Consider the following 15,922-nt stretch of genomic DNA (forward strand, 5'->3'; position numbering starts at 1 on the left):
GGTAAGGAGATAACAAGATGTTTGATTACGAAATCTTGCGACTCATCTGGTGGGTACTAATCGGTGTTCTACTAGTTGGTTTTGCAGTAACAGACGGCTTCGATATGGGTGTAGGCGCGCTTGTACCTATCATCGGTAAAAACGACACGCAACGCCGTGTCATGATTAACTCAATTGCTCCTCACTGGGATGGTAACCAAGTTTGGCTTATCACTGCTGGTGGTGCACTGTTCGCAGCTTGGCCTTTGGTTTACGCAACGTCATTTTCAGGCTTCTACTTAGCGATGATTTTGACACTAGCAGCGCTATGGCTTCGTCCTCTGGGCCTAGACTACCGCTCTAAAATCGAAGATCCAAAATGGCGCAATACCTGGGATATCTGTATCTCAATCAGTGGTTTTGTTCCGCCAATCATCTTTGGTGTAGCGTTTGGCAACCTTCTACAAGGTGTACCATTCCAATTGAGTGAGTTCTTGATGCCAACATACCATGGCTCATTCTTTGGTCTACTAAACCCATTTGCACTGTTGTGTGGTCTAGTAAGCTTGTTCATGATTTTGATGCAAGGTTCTACTTGGCTACAAATGAAAACAACGGGCGAAGTGCATGTGCGTGCGCGCAACGTTGCTCAGTTAGCTGGTTTACTGACGGTTGCTGCGTTTGTAGCGGCTGGTTTCTGGATCCAAAATATCGATGGCTACGTCATTGTTGGCGGTATCGACACTAACGCTGCTTCTAACCCTCTAAACAAAGAGGTTATCCGTGAAGCTGGTGCGTGGATGAAGAACTTTGAAAACTACCCACTACTATGGGCTGCTCCTGTATTAGGTGTTGCAATGCCGCTTCTCGCTGTATTGGCATCTCGTCTTGAAAAATGTGCGATTTCGTTCATTACTTCAAGCTTGGGTGTTGCTGGTGTTATCTTTACTGCAGGTTTTGCGATGTTCCCATTCATCATGCCTTCAGACTTAATGCCAAGCCACAGCTTAACAATGTGGGATGCAACGTCATCTGAGCTGACTCTGAACCTAATGACAGGCGTTGCGTTTGTTATGGTGCCAATCATCCTTGGTTACACATCTTGGACTTACTACAAGATGTTTGGTCGCCTTGATGACCAGTACATTGAAGACAACAAAAACTCACTTTACTAAGGGGCATTTACTATGTGGTATTTCGCATGGATTCTAGGTGTACTACTTGCTTGTGCATTCGGTATCATCAACGCTCTTTGGCTAGAGCACTCAGAAATGATGGATAAAGACAGTGAGTAACCTCGCTGATAAGGTAGCGAAACTTCACGCACCAATGGATAAGACTCTGCTACGAGTCTTATCTCTCATCCTTGGCTTTATGCACGTAGGATTGGTGATGTGGGACCCTGAAGCTTACCATCAAGCAATTGGTGGTTTTAACTCAATCGTCGCACCAGCACTGATTTGGTCTGTATGTTCAAGCATGGTGTATGGGGTGGGCTTCAAGCCAAGAAACTGGTACTGGCAAGTTTTGTTTAGTCCTTATTTCTCGTTAGCTATCTTAATTTATCTAACGGCACTTTATTTCATTTAGGCTGAAATATGCTGTAATAAAGTCGGTTACTAAATCATCGAATAAAAGCTAGGTATCTCGCCTAGCTTTTATTTTTTCTACAAATTTCAAAAATATTTCCTTAGCTCGGTACCAATTGCTGTCGCTTCAGTTATAGTAATTACTTTAAAGAATTGAATATATTGGTACTCCCTTGCAAGGCACATCAAATCTCTTTCACTGGCCGATCACCGTGTACTATGAAGACACTGATGCGGGCGGTGTTGTATATCATTCTAATTATCTAAAATTCTTTGAGCGCGCACGGACAGAGATGTTACGTGCTAAAGGCATTTCTCAACATGTGTTACTGGAACAAAATATCGGCTTTGTTGTCCGACACATGGATATCGATTTTAACCAAGGGGCTAGGCTGGACGAGCATCTGACAGTCGTAACCCGAGTGTCAGAAATAAAACGTGCTTCTCTGCAATTCTGTCAAGAGTTGGTCAATGATCAAGGCAAGATATTGTGCAAGGCCTCGGTTAAGGTAGCATGTATCGATAATAAGAAAATGAAACCAATAGCTATTCCAACCTTTATAAATTCGGAGCTAACAAATAGTGACTGCTGATATTTCCATTTTAGATCTCTTTCTTCAGGCCAGTCTGTTGGTAAAGCTTGTGATGCTGACGTTGCTTGGCATGTCAATTGTGTCATGGGCAATGATCATCAAGCGCAGCAAAGTGCTTTCTCAAGCATCAAAAAATGCAGAGCAGTTTGAAGACAAATTTTGGTCGGGTACTGATCTTTCTCAGCTTTACCAAAAAGTAAAAGCGCGTAAAGACGAAATTGAAGGCACAGAAGAAATCTTCTACGCAGGTTTTACAGAGTTTGCTCGCCTACGTAAGAGCAACGCAAATTCACCAGCTTACATCATGGAAGGCACTGGCCGCGCAATGCGCGTTGCTGTTTCTCGTGAAGTAGATGAGCTAGAAACAAGCTTACCGTTTTTGGCAACAGTCGGTTCTATAAGCCCTTATATCGGCCTATTTGGTACCGTTTGGGGCATCATGCACGCCTTTATTGCGCTGGGTGAAGTAAAGCAAGCTACGTTGTCTATGGTTGCACCGGGTATCGCCGAGGCACTTATCGCGACAGCGATGGGGCTATTTGCGGCTATTCCGGCAGTAATGGCGTACAACCGCCTAAGCAATAAAGTGAGTAAACTAGAGCACACTTACGCAACATTTTCTGAAGAATTCCACAGCATCCTTCATCGTCAAGCGATGGCTGGCCGAGACAGCGCGGATAAGGAATAAAGCATGGCGGGTTATCAACCTAAAAAGCGAAAAATGACAGCGGAGATCAACGTTGTTCCGTATATCGACGTAATGCTCGTACTGTTGATCATTTTTATGGCGACCGCTCCATTTGTGACTCAAGGCGTCGACGTTGATCTTCCGAAAACATCGACCGCAGAATCTATGCAAGACCTTGCTGGCGAGACTGACAGTAGCTTTATTATCATCGAAATTGATAGCGAGGGTAATTTAGGCCTAAGCGTAAATGATGAAGAAGTTCAGCGAGGTTTGTCGTTGCAAGATGTTATTGTGCGAGTGAAAGCGGAGCGAGAGGTTAAGCCGGATTCACCAGTTGCGGTAGGTGGCGACGCGGCAACACCATATGCCGATGTTGTTCTATTGCTAGATGAACTAAGTCGAGCTGGTATCCCTAAGGTAGGTCTAATGACCGATATCAGGGAATAGACATCAATTATCTATGAAAGATCACAAGAAGAAACCCAACCAATACGCCAAACCGATAGCAATATCGGTTGGTTTGCATGCAATTCTAGTTGCAGCCCTGCTTTGGGGGACTGACTTCAACATGTCTAAACCAGAGCCTACAGGGCAAATGGTTCAAGCTGTTGTCATCGATCCAAAACTTGTGCAGCAACAAGCGAAAGAAATTCGCCAGCAACGCGAAAAGGCAGCGAAAAAAGAACAAGAGCGTCTTGATAAACTGAGACGCGAAGCAGAGCAGCTAGAAAAAAACCGCAAAGCTGAAGAAGAGCAAATTCGCAAGTTGAAAGAGCAGCAAGCGAAAGATGCTCAAGCGGCACGAGAAGCAGAAGCTGCACGTAAGAAAAAAGAGCAAGAGCGCAAGCAGGAAGAAGAACGTGTTCGCAAAGAAAAAGAGCGAGCTGCTAAGCTAGAAAAAGAGCGCAAGGCAAAAGAAGAAGCCGTGCGTAAAGCTGAGCAGGAGCGTTTAGCAAAAGAAGCGGCTATAGCAAAAGCTGAGCAAGAACGTTTAGCTCGTGAAAAAGCAGCAAAAGAAGCGGAAGAAAAAGCACGTCGTGAGCGTGAAGCTGCTGAAAAAGCTGAACAAGAGCGCATTGCAAAAGAGAAAGCGGCAAAAGAGGCAGCGGAGCGAGAGCGTAAAGCGAGAGAAGCAGCTGAGCGTGCCGAGCGTGAGCGTAAAGCTCAAGAAGCCGCGTTAGATGATATTTTTGCGGGTCTCGAGAGTGAGTCAGAACAGAATCAGCAAGCGAAAAATCAACATGTGCAATCTGAAGTTGACCGCTATGGTGCAATTTACAAACAATTGATAGAGAGTCGTATCATTAAGGACGATTATCTTGTGGGAAAGTCGTGTAGGCTTAATGTGAAGCTAGTTCCAACTGGGACTGATGGTATTGTGAGTAATGTTACTGTGTTAAACGGTGACTCTCGTCTTTGTAGTGCAGCCAAAAGTGCAGTAGCCCAAGTTGGCAACTTTCCGATGCCTAAAGATAGAGATGTTATTGATAAAGTTAGAGATATCAACTTAACCGTTGAATACTAGAATAAGGAATAAGACGTGATTAGACGCCTTTTACTAGGAATGTTTGTACTGTTTAGCAGTATGACAAATGTGGCGAATGCCGCATTAGAGTTGGTCATTACCGATGGTATTGATTCAGCACGACCAATTGCTGTTGTTCCGTTTAAGTGGGAGGGCACACAAGCGCTTCCAACGGATGTTTCTGCTGTTATCGCCTCGGATTTACAACGTAGTGGTAAATTCAGCCCAGTTCCAACGAGCAAAATGCCACAAACACCGTTCAGTGAATCAGAAGTTAATTTTGATGCTTGGACCAATTTAGGTGTGGATGCGCTATTGACTGGTTCAATCAAGCAAAACGACCAAGGTGACTACGTTATCAACTATCAACTTGTTGATATTGTGCGTGGTCAGTTAACAGGTGGGAAGAGTAAGGCGCTTGGTAGTGACGGTGAATTAGTTCTGTCAAAAGATCATGTGCTGTTCAATAAAGTAGCCACTGTTCAAGGGCCTCGTATGCGTGAGTACGCTCACCGTATCTCTGATTTGGTGTATGAACAGTTAACTGGCGACCGTGGCGCTTTCATGACTCGTATCGCATATGTGGTAGTGAACGATAAAGACCGTTTCCCTTACCAACTTCGAGTCGCTGATTACGATGGCTACAATGAGCGTCTGGTTTTACGTTCTAAGCAACCATTAATGTCACCAGCGTGGTCACCAGATGGTAAAAAGCTTGCGTATGTTAGCTTCCAAAATGGCCAAGCAGAAATCTTCATCATGAACATCTACACCGGTGAACGTGAGAAAATTACTTCATACCCACGTCACAATGGTGCGCCAAGATTTTCGCCAGATGGCAATAAGTTAGCGATTGTTCTTTCTAAAACAGGCTCGCTTCATGTTTATACGTTTGACCTTAACACTCGTAAGCTGACGCAAATTACGCGTGGCAGATCAAATAATACGGAACCGTTCTGGCATCCGGATGGAAAATCGTTGATTTTCACATCGGATAGGGGTGGTAAACCACAGATTTATCAAGTAAATTTGGGCAGCGGTTCTATTGACCGTTTGACTTGGCAAGGCAGCCAAAATTTGGGTGGTCAGATTACTCCTGATGGGCGATTCCTAGTTATGGTGAACCGCAGCAACGCAGGATTTAATTTGGCGAAACAAGATTTGGAAACTGGTGCTCTTCAAGTCTTAACTAAGACCTTGCTTGATGAGTCTCCTAGTATTGCCCCAAACGGTGGCATGGTTGTGTATAGCTCGATTTACAACAAGAAAAACGTACTATCGATGGTGTCAATTGATGGTCGATTCAAAGCTAGATTACCGGCAACAAATGGGCGTGTTCGAGCGCCTGCATGGTCACCGTTTTTGTAGTAATAAGTTTGATTAATAAAGGAAAATAAGATGCAACTGAACAAGGTTCTAAAAGGGCTACTAATCGCGCTTCCTGTAATGGCTGTTACAGCGTGTAGTTCAAGCGACGACGCTGCTTCTAACACTGGTGCAGCAACAAACAACAATGGCGCAGTGGAAACAACAGTAGCTACGCCAATTGATCAAAGCGGTCAGTTGACAGAGCAAGAGCTAAAAGAGCAAGCGCTACGTGAAACTCAAACAATCTACTTTGCTTTTGACAACTCAACAATTGCAGCAGATTACGAAGAGATGCTAGCGGCTCACGCTTCTTACCTAAGCAAGAACCCAGCACTTAACGTAACTATCGAAGGTCACGCTGATGAGCGTGGTACTCCTGAGTACAACATTGCTCTAGGTGAGCGTCGTGCGCAAGCAGTAGCGAACTACCTACAAGCACTAGGTGTTCAAGCTGACCAAATCTCAATCGTTAGCTACGGTGAAGAGAAGCCACTTCTTCTAGGTCAATCAGATGAAGTTTACGCTAAGAACCGTCGCGCGGTTCTAGTATACTAATTCGAGGTAATCCTCATGTTCAGTAACACTAAGCGCGCTGTTGCGCTTACGTTACTGGCAAGTGCAGCGAACTTTGCGTTCGCTGCACCAGCTCCAGTATCCGATCTCAACAGCACATCATCCGTCTCTAAGAGCCGTTCATCTGAAACGGAAGTAGAGCGTCTAGAACGTTTGCTACAAAATCGCAATCGCGTTCAGCTCCAAATGCAACAGCAAATTGACCAAATGTCACAAGAGATCAGTGAATTGCGTGGTCAATTAGAGCGAAATAGCTACGAAATGAAACAAATGTTGCAACGTCAACGTGAGTTGTTTGTCGAGCTGGATCGTGTTCGTGGAGAGATAAAATCCGCACCTGCACAAGAAGCACAACCTGTGAAAACAGGTGGTCAGTACACTCCAAATGTTGATGAGCAAACGGCATATCAGAATGCAGTTGACCTCATTCTCAAAAAGCGTGATTACACTGGCGCAATTGCAGCGTTCCAGCAGTTCCAGAAAGATTATCCTGATTCTACATATTCAGCGAATTCTCACTACTGGTTAGGTCAGTTGTACTTCGCTAAAAAGCAGGATGAGGATGCAGTGAAAAGTTTTGCCGCTGTGGTGTCTTATAAAGACTCCAATAAGCGAGCCGATGCGTTGCTTAAGTTAGGCGAAATCGCTGAGCGTAATAACAATGCAGCTCAAGCGAAAAAGTACTACCAACAAGTGGTTGATGAATACCCAGGTAGTGCATCTGCAAAACTTGCCAGCTCTAAGCTGTAAGACGTTATGTTTTGAAAAGGAAGCTTCGGCTTCCTTTTTCTTTTCCATTTTCTGTTGGTGCAGAACGGCTAAGTCGATAGCAATGATGCAGAGCCTCTGACCTTATGTTGCACCGAATTTCGCTACTCGGAAATGCTACCTGTAACAAAGATATACGGCTAGACCGCTAGAAATCCCCGCGACAAGTTGGTTTTTGAAAATTAACGAGGTTACAATACTCGGATTAAAGGAAGTTGCGTAGAGCAAGAGCAATGAGCCATATATTAGATAAAATCGACACTGTTTACCCATTCCCACCGAAACCAGTTCCATTAAGCGAAGAAGAAAAAGCATCTTACATTGAGCGTATTAAAAAGTTACTCAAAGAAAAAGATGCGGTACTTATCGCGCACTACTATACCGACCCTGAGATTCAAGCCCTAGCTGAAGACACTGGCGGGTTTGTTGGTGACTCGTTGGAAATGGCGAAGTTTGGTAATCGTCACCCTGCAAGTACATTGATTATTGGTGGTGTTCGCTTTATGGGCGAGTCGGCCAAAATTCTGACACCAGAAAAGCGCATTCTAATGCCAACGTTGGAAGCGGAATGTTCGCTTGACCTTGGCTGTCCTGCGGATAAGTTCAGCGAGTTTTGTGATGCTCACCCTGATCATACGGTTGTAGTTTACGCAAATACTTCAGCAGCGGTTAAAGCCCGTGCCGACTGGGTCGTTACATCGAGCATTGCGCTTGAAATCGTGGAACACTTAGACGCTGAAGATAAGCCAATTATTTGGGGACCAGACCGTCACCTAGGATCGTACATCGCTAACAAAACTGGCGCAGATATGCTGCTTTGGCAGGGTGAGTGTGTGGTTCATGATGAGTTCTCTGCTGATGCGCTACGAAAAATGAAGAGCGTGTATCCAGATGCGGCTATTTTGGTTCACCCTGAGTCACCAGCAAGCGTCGTAGAACTTGCCGATGCCGTTGGATCAACGAGTCAGCTGATCAAAGCAGCGAAAGAGCTTCCTCACAAACAAATGATCGTTGCGACAGACAAAGGCATTTTCTTTAAAATGCAGCAACTTGTGCCAGAGAAAGAACTTATCGAAGCGCCAACCGCAGGTGCAGGCGCAACATGTCGCAGCTGTGCACACTGTCCTTGGATGGCAATGAACGGTTTGAAAGCAATTGAGAAAGCGCTTAGTGAAGGTGGTGAAGAGCACGAGATTTTTGTTGACGAAGAACTGCGTGTTAAATCCCTTATACCGCTTAACCGCATGCTAGATTTTGCTGAGCAGCTAAATATGCAAGTGAAAGGTAATGCTTAAAAAGTAGGCGTAACTGAAAGTAAATCTCAAAAACCAGCCGAATATGGCTGGTTTTTTTGTGTCTTACTATCAATGAGTTACTATTGATGCAATCAATGAATATCGAGGTCATAAATTTATGGCGGTGTGGTTAGTAGTTAAAAAGTGGCTTAGTTCACACCTTTTTAAATTGAGCAACCGAAGCCTTCTCATCTTTAGTGGCTTATATGTGAGCCTTTCATGGTGGCTGCTGGTTCTCGCTGGTGAAACAGCATTAACAGACAGTTTCGCTAACTTTATCTATTACCTCATGGTTACGGCGAGTACGGTGGGTTATGGCGACCATTCTCCAGTAACAGATTTGGGTAAATGGGTTGTCGTACTATTTGTAATCCCCGGCGGTTTGAGCTTATTCGCCGCATTATTGGGGCGTGTCGCTGGAGCAGCGATGGACTATTGGCGAGCGGGTATTTTAGGAAAACGGAGAGTAAGAGTGGAAAACCATATTGTATTGTTGGGCTGGAATGGATCGAGAACGATGCACCTTATTCGCATGTTACAACATGAAGAAGAGGGAAAGCGTCCGATTGTTTTATGCAGCCGTTCAGAAATAGAGAACCCGTTACCTGGCGAAATCAGTTTTATCAAAGTGACCAGTTATACCGATTCGCAAGAAATGAAAAACGCCAATATTGCCGAAGCCGCTTGCATTATTGTGGATAATCTCTCGGACGACATTACCTTGTCAGCCGCTCTATACTGCGCATCTGTAAACCCTTCCGCTCATTTGGTCGCTTACTTTAAAGATGAAGCGCTAGGCCGACTTCTAAGTCAGCATTGCCCGAAAGCGGAATGCATACCTGCTGTTGGCGCAGAAATGTTGGCAAAAGCGGCGGTTGACCCGGGCTCAAGTGCGCTTCATCAGGAGCTTTTGGCTTCAACACGAGGTATGACGCAATACTCAGTTATTTATCCCGAGGGTCAGTCTGCCACCACTATTGAGAATCTCTTCGTTTTTCTCAAAAGACGCCATCATGCCACGCTGATTGCTTTTGATATTGGCGATGGTATTCAACTCAACCCAGATTTAGATGCTGAAGTACCCGCGAGTACCAAGCTGTTTTACATTGCAGATGAACGTATTGAAGATTTTGCCTGGAAAGAAATGAACAAGGAACAATAATGCACATGATTGCCGTCCTGTTAGCAGGCTTCCCAAACTTTTTACTCTATTTCTCTGTTTCTATTATTTTTGTATTGGCGTTTAAGTTCATCTACGTCAAGTTGACGCCATACGATGAGTGGCATCTGATCAAAGAAAAACAAAATACAGCAGCAGCGATTGCGCTAAGTGGGGCCTTCCTTGGTTATTGTCTCGCGATTTCGGGGGCGGCAAAAAACTCGGTCAATATCGTCGATTTTATGGTGTGGGGCGTTGTTGCAATGCTTGCTCAAATTATCGCATTTGCAATTGTACGCTTTATTTTACTTCCGAAAGTGGCAGAGCGTATCGAAAAAGATGAACTGCCAGCCGGTATTGTATTAGCCGCAGTTTCTGTTTCGGTCGGCGTATTGAATGCCGCTTGCATGACTTACTAGGAGGAACGATGAAGCGGAGTTCTAACGTTAAACGTTCTTCCATGGACAAAAGCTTAAAGCTTGGGAAAATTCTTCCCTTTGCTGCCTTTGGTGGTATTTTCTTCTTTGCTACGTACGAGTCAAAAACAGAAGGGTACATTTTTTCTGATGCTGATGAGTGTAAATCTAACTCGCCTGAGTTTAGTGAACAGTGTGACATTGCATACCAAGAAGCTTTAGCTCGTGCCGAACAAAATGCCCCTCGCTACCGCAGCGAGTTCGAATGCGAGAATGATTTCTACGAGGATGATTGTTACTACAGTTCCAGTTCCCGAGCTTATGTACCTAACTTTGGCGGTTTTTTTTACAGTCGCTCATTAAGCGGGTTGAAAGGTTATAACAAGAGCTATTACTCAGAGCCGATGTACCGTTATAAATCCAAATTCTATAATGGAGCAGGACAATTCTTTGGCTCCTACCGAAATCAGCCGACCAAAGTTGCGACGAATAGCCTTAATAAACGTGGTGGCGGCACCATTGGCAGGGCGATGTCTCGAGGCGGGTTTGGTAAAGCGGTGTCGGTCAGTCGAGGCGGTTAAAAAGCACTATGTTTCGACGAGAAATACAAGAGCGCGAAAACTGGCGTGAATTAGCACGCCAGTTTGGTTTTGGTTTCCATACCATGTATGACCAACCGTATTGGGATGAGAGTGCTTACTATCAATTCACGCTGGAGCAAATTGAGCGCGATATAGAAGCGCCCACTGAAGAGCTGCATCAGATGTGCCTGGCTATTGTGGATGAAGTCGTTCGGAGTGAGCGGTTGCTGACGCAATGTGCGATCCCTGAATCTATGTGGGAGCAGGTCGCTTCTTCATGGAGACGAAGCGAACCTTCGCTTTATTCGCGGCTGGATTTCGCGTACAACGGGACCTCGCCAGCAAAATTACTGGAAAACAATGCGGATACGCCAACCAGCTTGTTTGAAACTGGCTTTTGGCAGTGGGTGTGGCTAGAAGATGTTGTAAATAAAGGTCGAGTTCACCAGAGCGCGGATCAATTCAATATTCTTCAAGACTTTTTGATCGAGCGCTTTGCCGAAATAGCAAAATACCAACCAGGACAAACACTTCACTTTAGCTGCTGCAAGTACACTGAAGAAGATAAAGGGACTGTCCAGTATTTAGAGGATTGCGCGCGAGAGGCAGGGTTAGCAACGGCATTCGTGCATGTCGAAGATATTGGAGTGACGGAAGATGGTCTGTTTGTGGATGCTGACGACAGAGCGATTCGTTGGATGTTTAAGCTTTACCCTTGGGAGTTTATGTTTGAAGAGGAATATGCGAAGTACTTAGCGACTGCGAACGTAAACTGGTTAGAACCGATGTGGAAGTCGATTCTATCCAATAAAGCACTTTTACCGTTATTGTGGGAGCGCTTTCCTAACCACCCGAACCTTTTGCCCGCTTATTTTGCTAACGATTCAAAAGCGAACACTATGAGAGATTATGTCATCAAGCCACTATTTTCTCGAGAGGGCGCGAACATCGAGATCGTCATCGATGGAAAACGTTTTGTTAAAACGTCAGGGCCTTATGAATCTAAATTTAATATCGTCCAGCAATACCATCCACTACCTAAGTTTGGGCAAAACCATACGTTAATTGGCAGTTGGTTGGTCAATGATAGAGCTGCCGGTATTTCGATTAGGGAAGACAGTAGCTTAGTGACTCAAGATATGGCGCGGTATATTCCACATGTAATTTTAACATGATCAAAAAAGCTCTCCATTTGGAGAGCTTTTTGTCTATTCAGCCGTTCAATCTTGATGGTCGACAGCGTTGCGTCTATTGTTCTTCAGCTAATGCAACACCGCGCTGGGTAAGACCACATAACATCACTGGCATTGCATTGAAGATTTCCTCAAACTGCTCTAAGCCTTCCATACCTTGTTCGGCCAATGTTTCAATGGTCGTTTCTGGGTCGTAAAGCATAGTAAGAGAAAGTAAAACACCACCGAGTAGGGCATTATCTTCGCTATCCTCAGGCATCAACGTTTCCCAGTCATCACGCGCAAGTTGCCAGCCTTGTAATACACCTTCACAGAAATCGCGAGCCTGACTTGTTACAATGTCTTGCTCATCTAGCGCGCACCCTGCAGGCCACTGCCAAGTGCCTTCTAGGAGAGCGGGACGAGTTTGGTTCCACATTTGTACAATCTCGTCAATGTATTGCTCTAGTTGCTCACCGTCAGTAAATGGCGCTGTTTCTTCTCCACCCCATAAGAATGGCAACCACTCTTGAGGCATTAATACGTTTGGCGCTGCAGCCATCGCTGTTACAAAGCCTTGAGTTTTTGCTAGGTTTAGTAGTTTACCGTCAAGTTCTGGGAGAGAAAGGATGTCTTGTAGTTTCAAAATAGAATACCATTTGTTAATGGGCTGGTTGATTGCGCTCATCTTACCAATCAATTAGTGATAAATCGATATTAGGGAATGATTCACACATCTATGGAAATTCGCTCATCACTTAGAAAAAAAAGCATTCTCGCCCTAACACTTTACCTGTGCTTCTTTATCGCCACTATCGGTTCTGTCGCCTATTTGGTTGTTGAGCCACCGGTTAGACAAAAGCTAGAGCAAAACCTAGAGTTACGTACCCAACTCCTGGCTCTTGAGATAAAAGAGCCCCTCCTCAGTTCTACAGGTGTATTGAGCAGCTTAGTAGGGCTAGCCCAAGGGACTGAAAATATTCAATCTCTCAACACAATAATTCCACATATTCTTCAATTGAGTGACAAGATGCTTGTTAGTGGTGGCGTATGGCCTAAACCCGAGCTCAAAGCAGAACAATGGAGATATAGAAGTCTATTCTTCAATAAAAACAGTGATAGTGGTATTGACCAAATTCACTCCTACAATAACCCCGAATCTGGCGGTTATGATAATGAACCCTGGTATGTCGCTGCCGCCGATGCTCCGGTAGGTTCTGTTAGTTGGTCTACGGTTTACATCGATACCTTTACTCAGGTCCAGATGATTACCGCGTCTTCTCCGTACTACCAAAACGGTCGATTCGCTGGAGTTGTAACGGTAGACCTATCACTTGATGCACTTTTTCAGTTTATTCGAGAGCACACGAACCAGCATTCTTTGGGGGTAGTGGTTCGCGATGCTGACTCAAACGTGATTATTGAACACAACTTTCAACTGACGGACGAAATTTATGTCAGCGAGCTTGATTTCGGAGAGTTCGATTGGCGCATGGAAGTTGTCAACGCAAAAGCTAAAGTCGCTGATCAAGTGTTTGAACAAGTGATGAGCGTTGAGGGGAGGATCATTCCATTTTTGCTCTTGTGTGTCTTGGTCGGTTACTACTTACTGAATCGCTATATTGTTGAACCAATTGTTCGCATTGCCGCTAAGATTGATGACTCGAAAACTGGTGGGATCATAGATATTGACTATGATAGCGATGACGAAATCGGACAGCTTATCGAGAAGTTCAATGAAAAGACGATCTATTTAGAGCAGGAGAGAATAAAAGCTCAGGCTTCGACAAACGCTAAAACGGCATTCTTAGCCACATTGTCCCACGAGATTCGCACACCAATGAACGGTGTACTAGGAACTGCCCAGATACTGTTAAAAACACCACTTACCGATGAGCAGCGTAAGCACCTGAGAACACTTTATGATTCAGGTGATCACATGATGACATTACTCAATGAGATTTTAGATTACTCAAAAATTGAACAAGGGCATGTTGAGTTTGAAAATAAGCCTTTCCCAATTGAGTCGATTATCGGCAGTATCAAGAGTGTTTATCAAACTCTATGTGCAGAAAAAGGTCTTCGCTTTAGAGTAGTCTCGCATTTACCAACGGGTCGTTGGTACAACAATGACAAAGCCCGTTTGCGTCAAGTACTGTTCAATCTACTCAATAACGCTGTTAAGTTCACCGATCGTGGCATCGTAGAGGTAGAGCTAGCCGAGAAATCGAGTAAGGCAGGCACCAAGCTGATACTAAAGGTAAAAGATACAGGAATTGGTATTTCAAAAGAGGCACAAAAACGCATTTTTCGTCCTTTTGAGCAAGCGGAGTCATCAACGACTAGGCGGTTTGGTGGTACAGGGCTTGGTTTAGCAATAGTCAAAGAAATCGCGGAACATATGGGTGGGCAAGTGGTTGTAGAGAGTCAGGAGGACGCTGGAACGACTTTTACTGTCGAAATTGCCCTTACACCTTGCAAGCCAGGTAAAGTAGAGTCAATCAATACACATAAATTGAACTGTAAAGGGTTGAAAGCACTCATTGTTGAAGACAACCGAACAAATGCGATCATTATGGAAACTTTCCTCCGAGCCAAGGGCTTTGAGTGCACAAGTGTCGAAAATGGTCAGCTTGCAGTCGATGAGGTTGCGATCAAACCATTTGATTTGATACTGATGGATAATCATATGCCTGTTCTAGATGGCGTTGGGGCCATATCAGCCATTCGAGCAATGAGTTCACCTGCTAAGTCGGTACTGATTTTTGGCTGTACAGCGGATGTGTTCAAAGAAACACAAGAACGTATGATTAATGTAGGAGCAGACCACATAATAGCGAAACCAATAGTGGAGTCTGAATTAAATGATGCACTGTATCTTCATGCGACACAGTTATATCAGTACCAATCGGACTTTGATGGAAATGCAGCAGATAGCTTTAATGCTGAAAAGTGGTTACTCAACTTCTATGTCGCTCTAGATAATGGACATCTTAATGAAGCACTTGAGGCTATTTCAGCGATCATTGCGGAGGCTCCCCTTGAACTCAGTGACGACGTTTCTTCAGTCGCTGAACGGATAAGAAGTAACTTAAAGCGTCAGCAATCCCCAGACCAAGATGATATCGATACATTAACGATTTTGCTGGCCTCACCATAACTGAATCAATATGGCGCAACTGTGAATTGTTCTTACTATTCATACGTCATCCAGCTTCGTCACAAACTCTTCTAACCCGCAATGAACAGGCTTGCAGTTTTACTTTTACGAGTAAAACAGCAAGACCTTCTACTGTGATTATATCGGTAATACTCTGAATTTTCGCAGCTTGGTAGCATAAGCTATAGGAGTGACTGTTTACAGTCCGAGTTTTGTTCTAACTTTACGTCAAAATAATTATCGTAACCCCTTTTTATGTAAGTGAAATCCGTGTTTTTGTACCATTTTTACGTGATTTTAGGCGTTTTTACTCGCCGTTGGTGAAAAAAACTACTTTTACTTTAAAAGTTGGTTATAAATTTACAACTTAATTTTAAATACAGAACCATAAGCTAGTTTGTGCGTGTTCTAATTGCATCATTAACTGGCTTGATGTCTTTTTAGTGGTTAATAGTTTTATTATTTTTATTAATTGCAGTGTTTGATTTTAAGGGTTTTGTAAATGAAGTCTCGTGGACCATTTTGTATTCGTCACGCCGCAGCGGATACCTTTGCTATGGTTGTTTTTTGCTTTATCACAGGGATGATTGTCGAGATTTTGATTTCAGGGATGACATTTGAGCAATCTCTAGCATCGCGTACGCTATCGATTCCAGTGAATATCGCTATTGCTTGGCCGTATGGGGTTTTTCGTGATTGGGTGCTGCATCAAGGTAGTAAGGTGTCACCGTCTTCCTTTATGAAGAACATCTCTGATCTGGTCGCTTATGTACTATTTCAATCTCCAGTTTATGCGGGTATTTTATTCGCAGTTGGCGCGTCTACAGATCAAATTGTGACCGCAGTGGCAAGTAACGCTGTTATTTCTTGTGGCATGGGTGTGTTGTATGGGTACTTCTTGGACATGTGCCGCCGTTGGTTCCGTGTTCCCGGTTATTCTCAAAGCATGTAAATGCCCCAGTTTTGCTCAATTTAGTTACTTAGTGAGCAATCGATTCGAAAAGGGCGCTTTTTTTTATGTTTAGCCTTGACCATCAGGCACATAATCATTAAATT

18 protein-coding genes are annotated in these 15,922 nt (G+C 44.2%); 17 read left to right on the plus strand and 1 reads right to left on the minus strand.

All coding sequences use genetic code 11. The annotated features are described in order from the left end of the window. Positions 1–17 precede the first annotated feature (17 nt). From cydB to R7Q09_RS03180, 15 genes are all read left to right on the plus strand, one after another. Positions 18–1,154 (plus strand): cytochrome d ubiquinol oxidase subunit II, encoded by a 1,137-nt coding sequence (gene cydB / locus R7Q09_RS03110; protein ID WP_006742909.1) that lies wholly within the window; start codon positions 18–20, stop codon positions 1,152–1,154. A 12-nt stretch (positions 1,155–1,166) separates the two neighbouring features. Continuing rightward, positions 1,167–1,274: a cytochrome bd-I oxidase subunit CydX gene (gene cydX / locus R7Q09_RS03115; protein WP_000270284.1), complete on the plus strand. Its 108-nt coding sequence runs from the start codon at positions 1,167–1,169 to the stop codon at positions 1,272–1,274. Continuing rightward, positions 1,267–1,569 (plus strand): cyd operon protein YbgE, encoded by a 303-nt coding sequence (gene ybgE / locus R7Q09_RS03120; RefSeq protein ID WP_017820043.1) that lies wholly within the window; start codon positions 1,267–1,269, stop codon positions 1,567–1,569. Before cydX ends, ybgE begins: the two co-directional genes overlap by 8 nt. A gap of 172 nt (positions 1,570–1,741) precedes the next feature. After that, the gene (gene ybgC / locus R7Q09_RS03125) at positions 1,742–2,161 is read left to right on the plus strand and encodes a tol-pal system-associated acyl-CoA thioesterase (protein ID WP_017820044.1); all 420 of its coding nucleotides are present in this window, start codon (positions 1,742–1,744) and stop codon (positions 2,159–2,161) included. Beyond that, entirely contained in the window at positions 2,151–2,849 is a 699-nt protein-coding gene (gene tolQ, locus R7Q09_RS03130) for a protein TolQ (RefSeq protein ID WP_005378301.1), read from the plus strand. Before ybgC ends, tolQ begins: the two co-directional genes overlap by 11 nt. A 3-nt stretch (positions 2,850–2,852) precedes the next feature. Next, on the plus strand, positions 2,853–3,296 hold the full coding sequence (locus R7Q09_RS03135) for an ExbD/TolR family protein (protein WP_005378298.1): 444 nt from the start codon (positions 2,853–2,855) through the stop codon (positions 3,294–3,296). Between the two features lie 13 nt (positions 3,297–3,309). Then, on the plus strand, positions 3,310–4,374 hold the full coding sequence (gene tolA, locus R7Q09_RS03140) for a cell envelope integrity protein TolA (RefSeq protein WP_053303231.1): 1,065 nt from the start codon (positions 3,310–3,312) through the stop codon (positions 4,372–4,374). A 15-nt stretch (positions 4,375–4,389) separates the two neighbouring features. Further along, complete coding sequence (gene tolB / locus R7Q09_RS03145; RefSeq protein ID WP_005387925.1) at positions 4,390–5,742, plus strand: Tol-Pal system beta propeller repeat protein TolB; 1,353 nt, start codon at positions 4,390–4,392, stop codon at positions 5,740–5,742. A gap of 30 nt (positions 5,743–5,772) precedes the next feature. Next, positions 5,773–6,297: a peptidoglycan-associated lipoprotein Pal gene (gene pal, locus R7Q09_RS03150; protein WP_005378293.1), complete on the plus strand. Its 525-nt coding sequence runs from the start codon at positions 5,773–5,775 to the stop codon at positions 6,295–6,297. A gap of 15 nt (positions 6,298–6,312) precedes the next feature. Then, entirely contained in the window at positions 6,313–7,065 is a 753-nt protein-coding gene (gene ybgF / locus R7Q09_RS03155) for a tol-pal system protein YbgF (protein ID WP_167415111.1), read from the plus strand. Between the two features lie 251 nt (positions 7,066–7,316). Beyond that, entirely contained in the window at positions 7,317–8,378 is a 1,062-nt protein-coding gene (gene nadA / locus R7Q09_RS03160; protein ID WP_064367997.1) for a quinolinate synthase NadA, read from the plus strand. 118 nt (positions 8,379–8,496) lie between these two features. Next, positions 8,497–9,540: a potassium channel protein gene (locus tag R7Q09_RS03165; RefSeq protein WP_017635053.1), complete on the plus strand. Its 1,044-nt coding sequence runs from the start codon at positions 8,497–8,499 to the stop codon at positions 9,538–9,540. Then, on the plus strand, positions 9,540–9,956 hold the full coding sequence (locus R7Q09_RS03170) for a DUF350 domain-containing protein (protein WP_318070497.1): 417 nt from the start codon (positions 9,540–9,542) through the stop codon (positions 9,954–9,956). The genes R7Q09_RS03165 and R7Q09_RS03170 overlap by 1 nt, the downstream gene beginning before the upstream one ends. An 8-nt stretch (positions 9,957–9,964) precedes the next feature. Further along, complete coding sequence (locus tag R7Q09_RS03175) at positions 9,965–10,534, plus strand: DUF1190 domain-containing protein (RefSeq protein ID WP_025766906.1); 570 nt, start codon at positions 9,965–9,967, stop codon at positions 10,532–10,534. Between the two features lie 8 nt (positions 10,535–10,542). Further along, the gene (locus R7Q09_RS03180; RefSeq protein WP_005378279.1) at positions 10,543–11,709 is read left to right on the plus strand and encodes a glutathionylspermidine synthase family protein; all 1,167 of its coding nucleotides are present in this window, start codon (positions 10,543–10,545) and stop codon (positions 11,707–11,709) included. Positions 11,710–11,782: 73 nt separating this feature from the next. Here R7Q09_RS03180 and R7Q09_RS03185 read toward each other — a convergent pair whose 3' ends face one another. Then, on the minus strand, positions 11,783–12,394 hold the full coding sequence (locus tag R7Q09_RS03185; protein WP_005378278.1) for a YecA family protein: 612 nt from the start codon (positions 12,392–12,394) through the stop codon (positions 11,783–11,785). A gap of 51 nt (positions 12,395–12,445) precedes the next feature. Here R7Q09_RS03185 and R7Q09_RS03190 point away from each other — a divergent pair, with 51 nt between their 5' ends. Next, entirely contained in the window at positions 12,446–14,866 is a 2,421-nt protein-coding gene (locus R7Q09_RS03190; RefSeq protein WP_167415677.1) for a hybrid sensor histidine kinase/response regulator, read from the plus strand. Between the two features lie 502 nt (positions 14,867–15,368). Then, positions 15,369–15,818, plus strand: coding sequence for an L-alanine exporter AlaE (locus R7Q09_RS03195; protein WP_005378276.1), 450 nt, complete (start codon positions 15,369–15,371; stop codon positions 15,816–15,818). Positions 15,819–15,922 lie beyond the last annotated feature (104 nt).

This window comes from Vibrio sp. 2130-1, assembly GCF_033339515.1.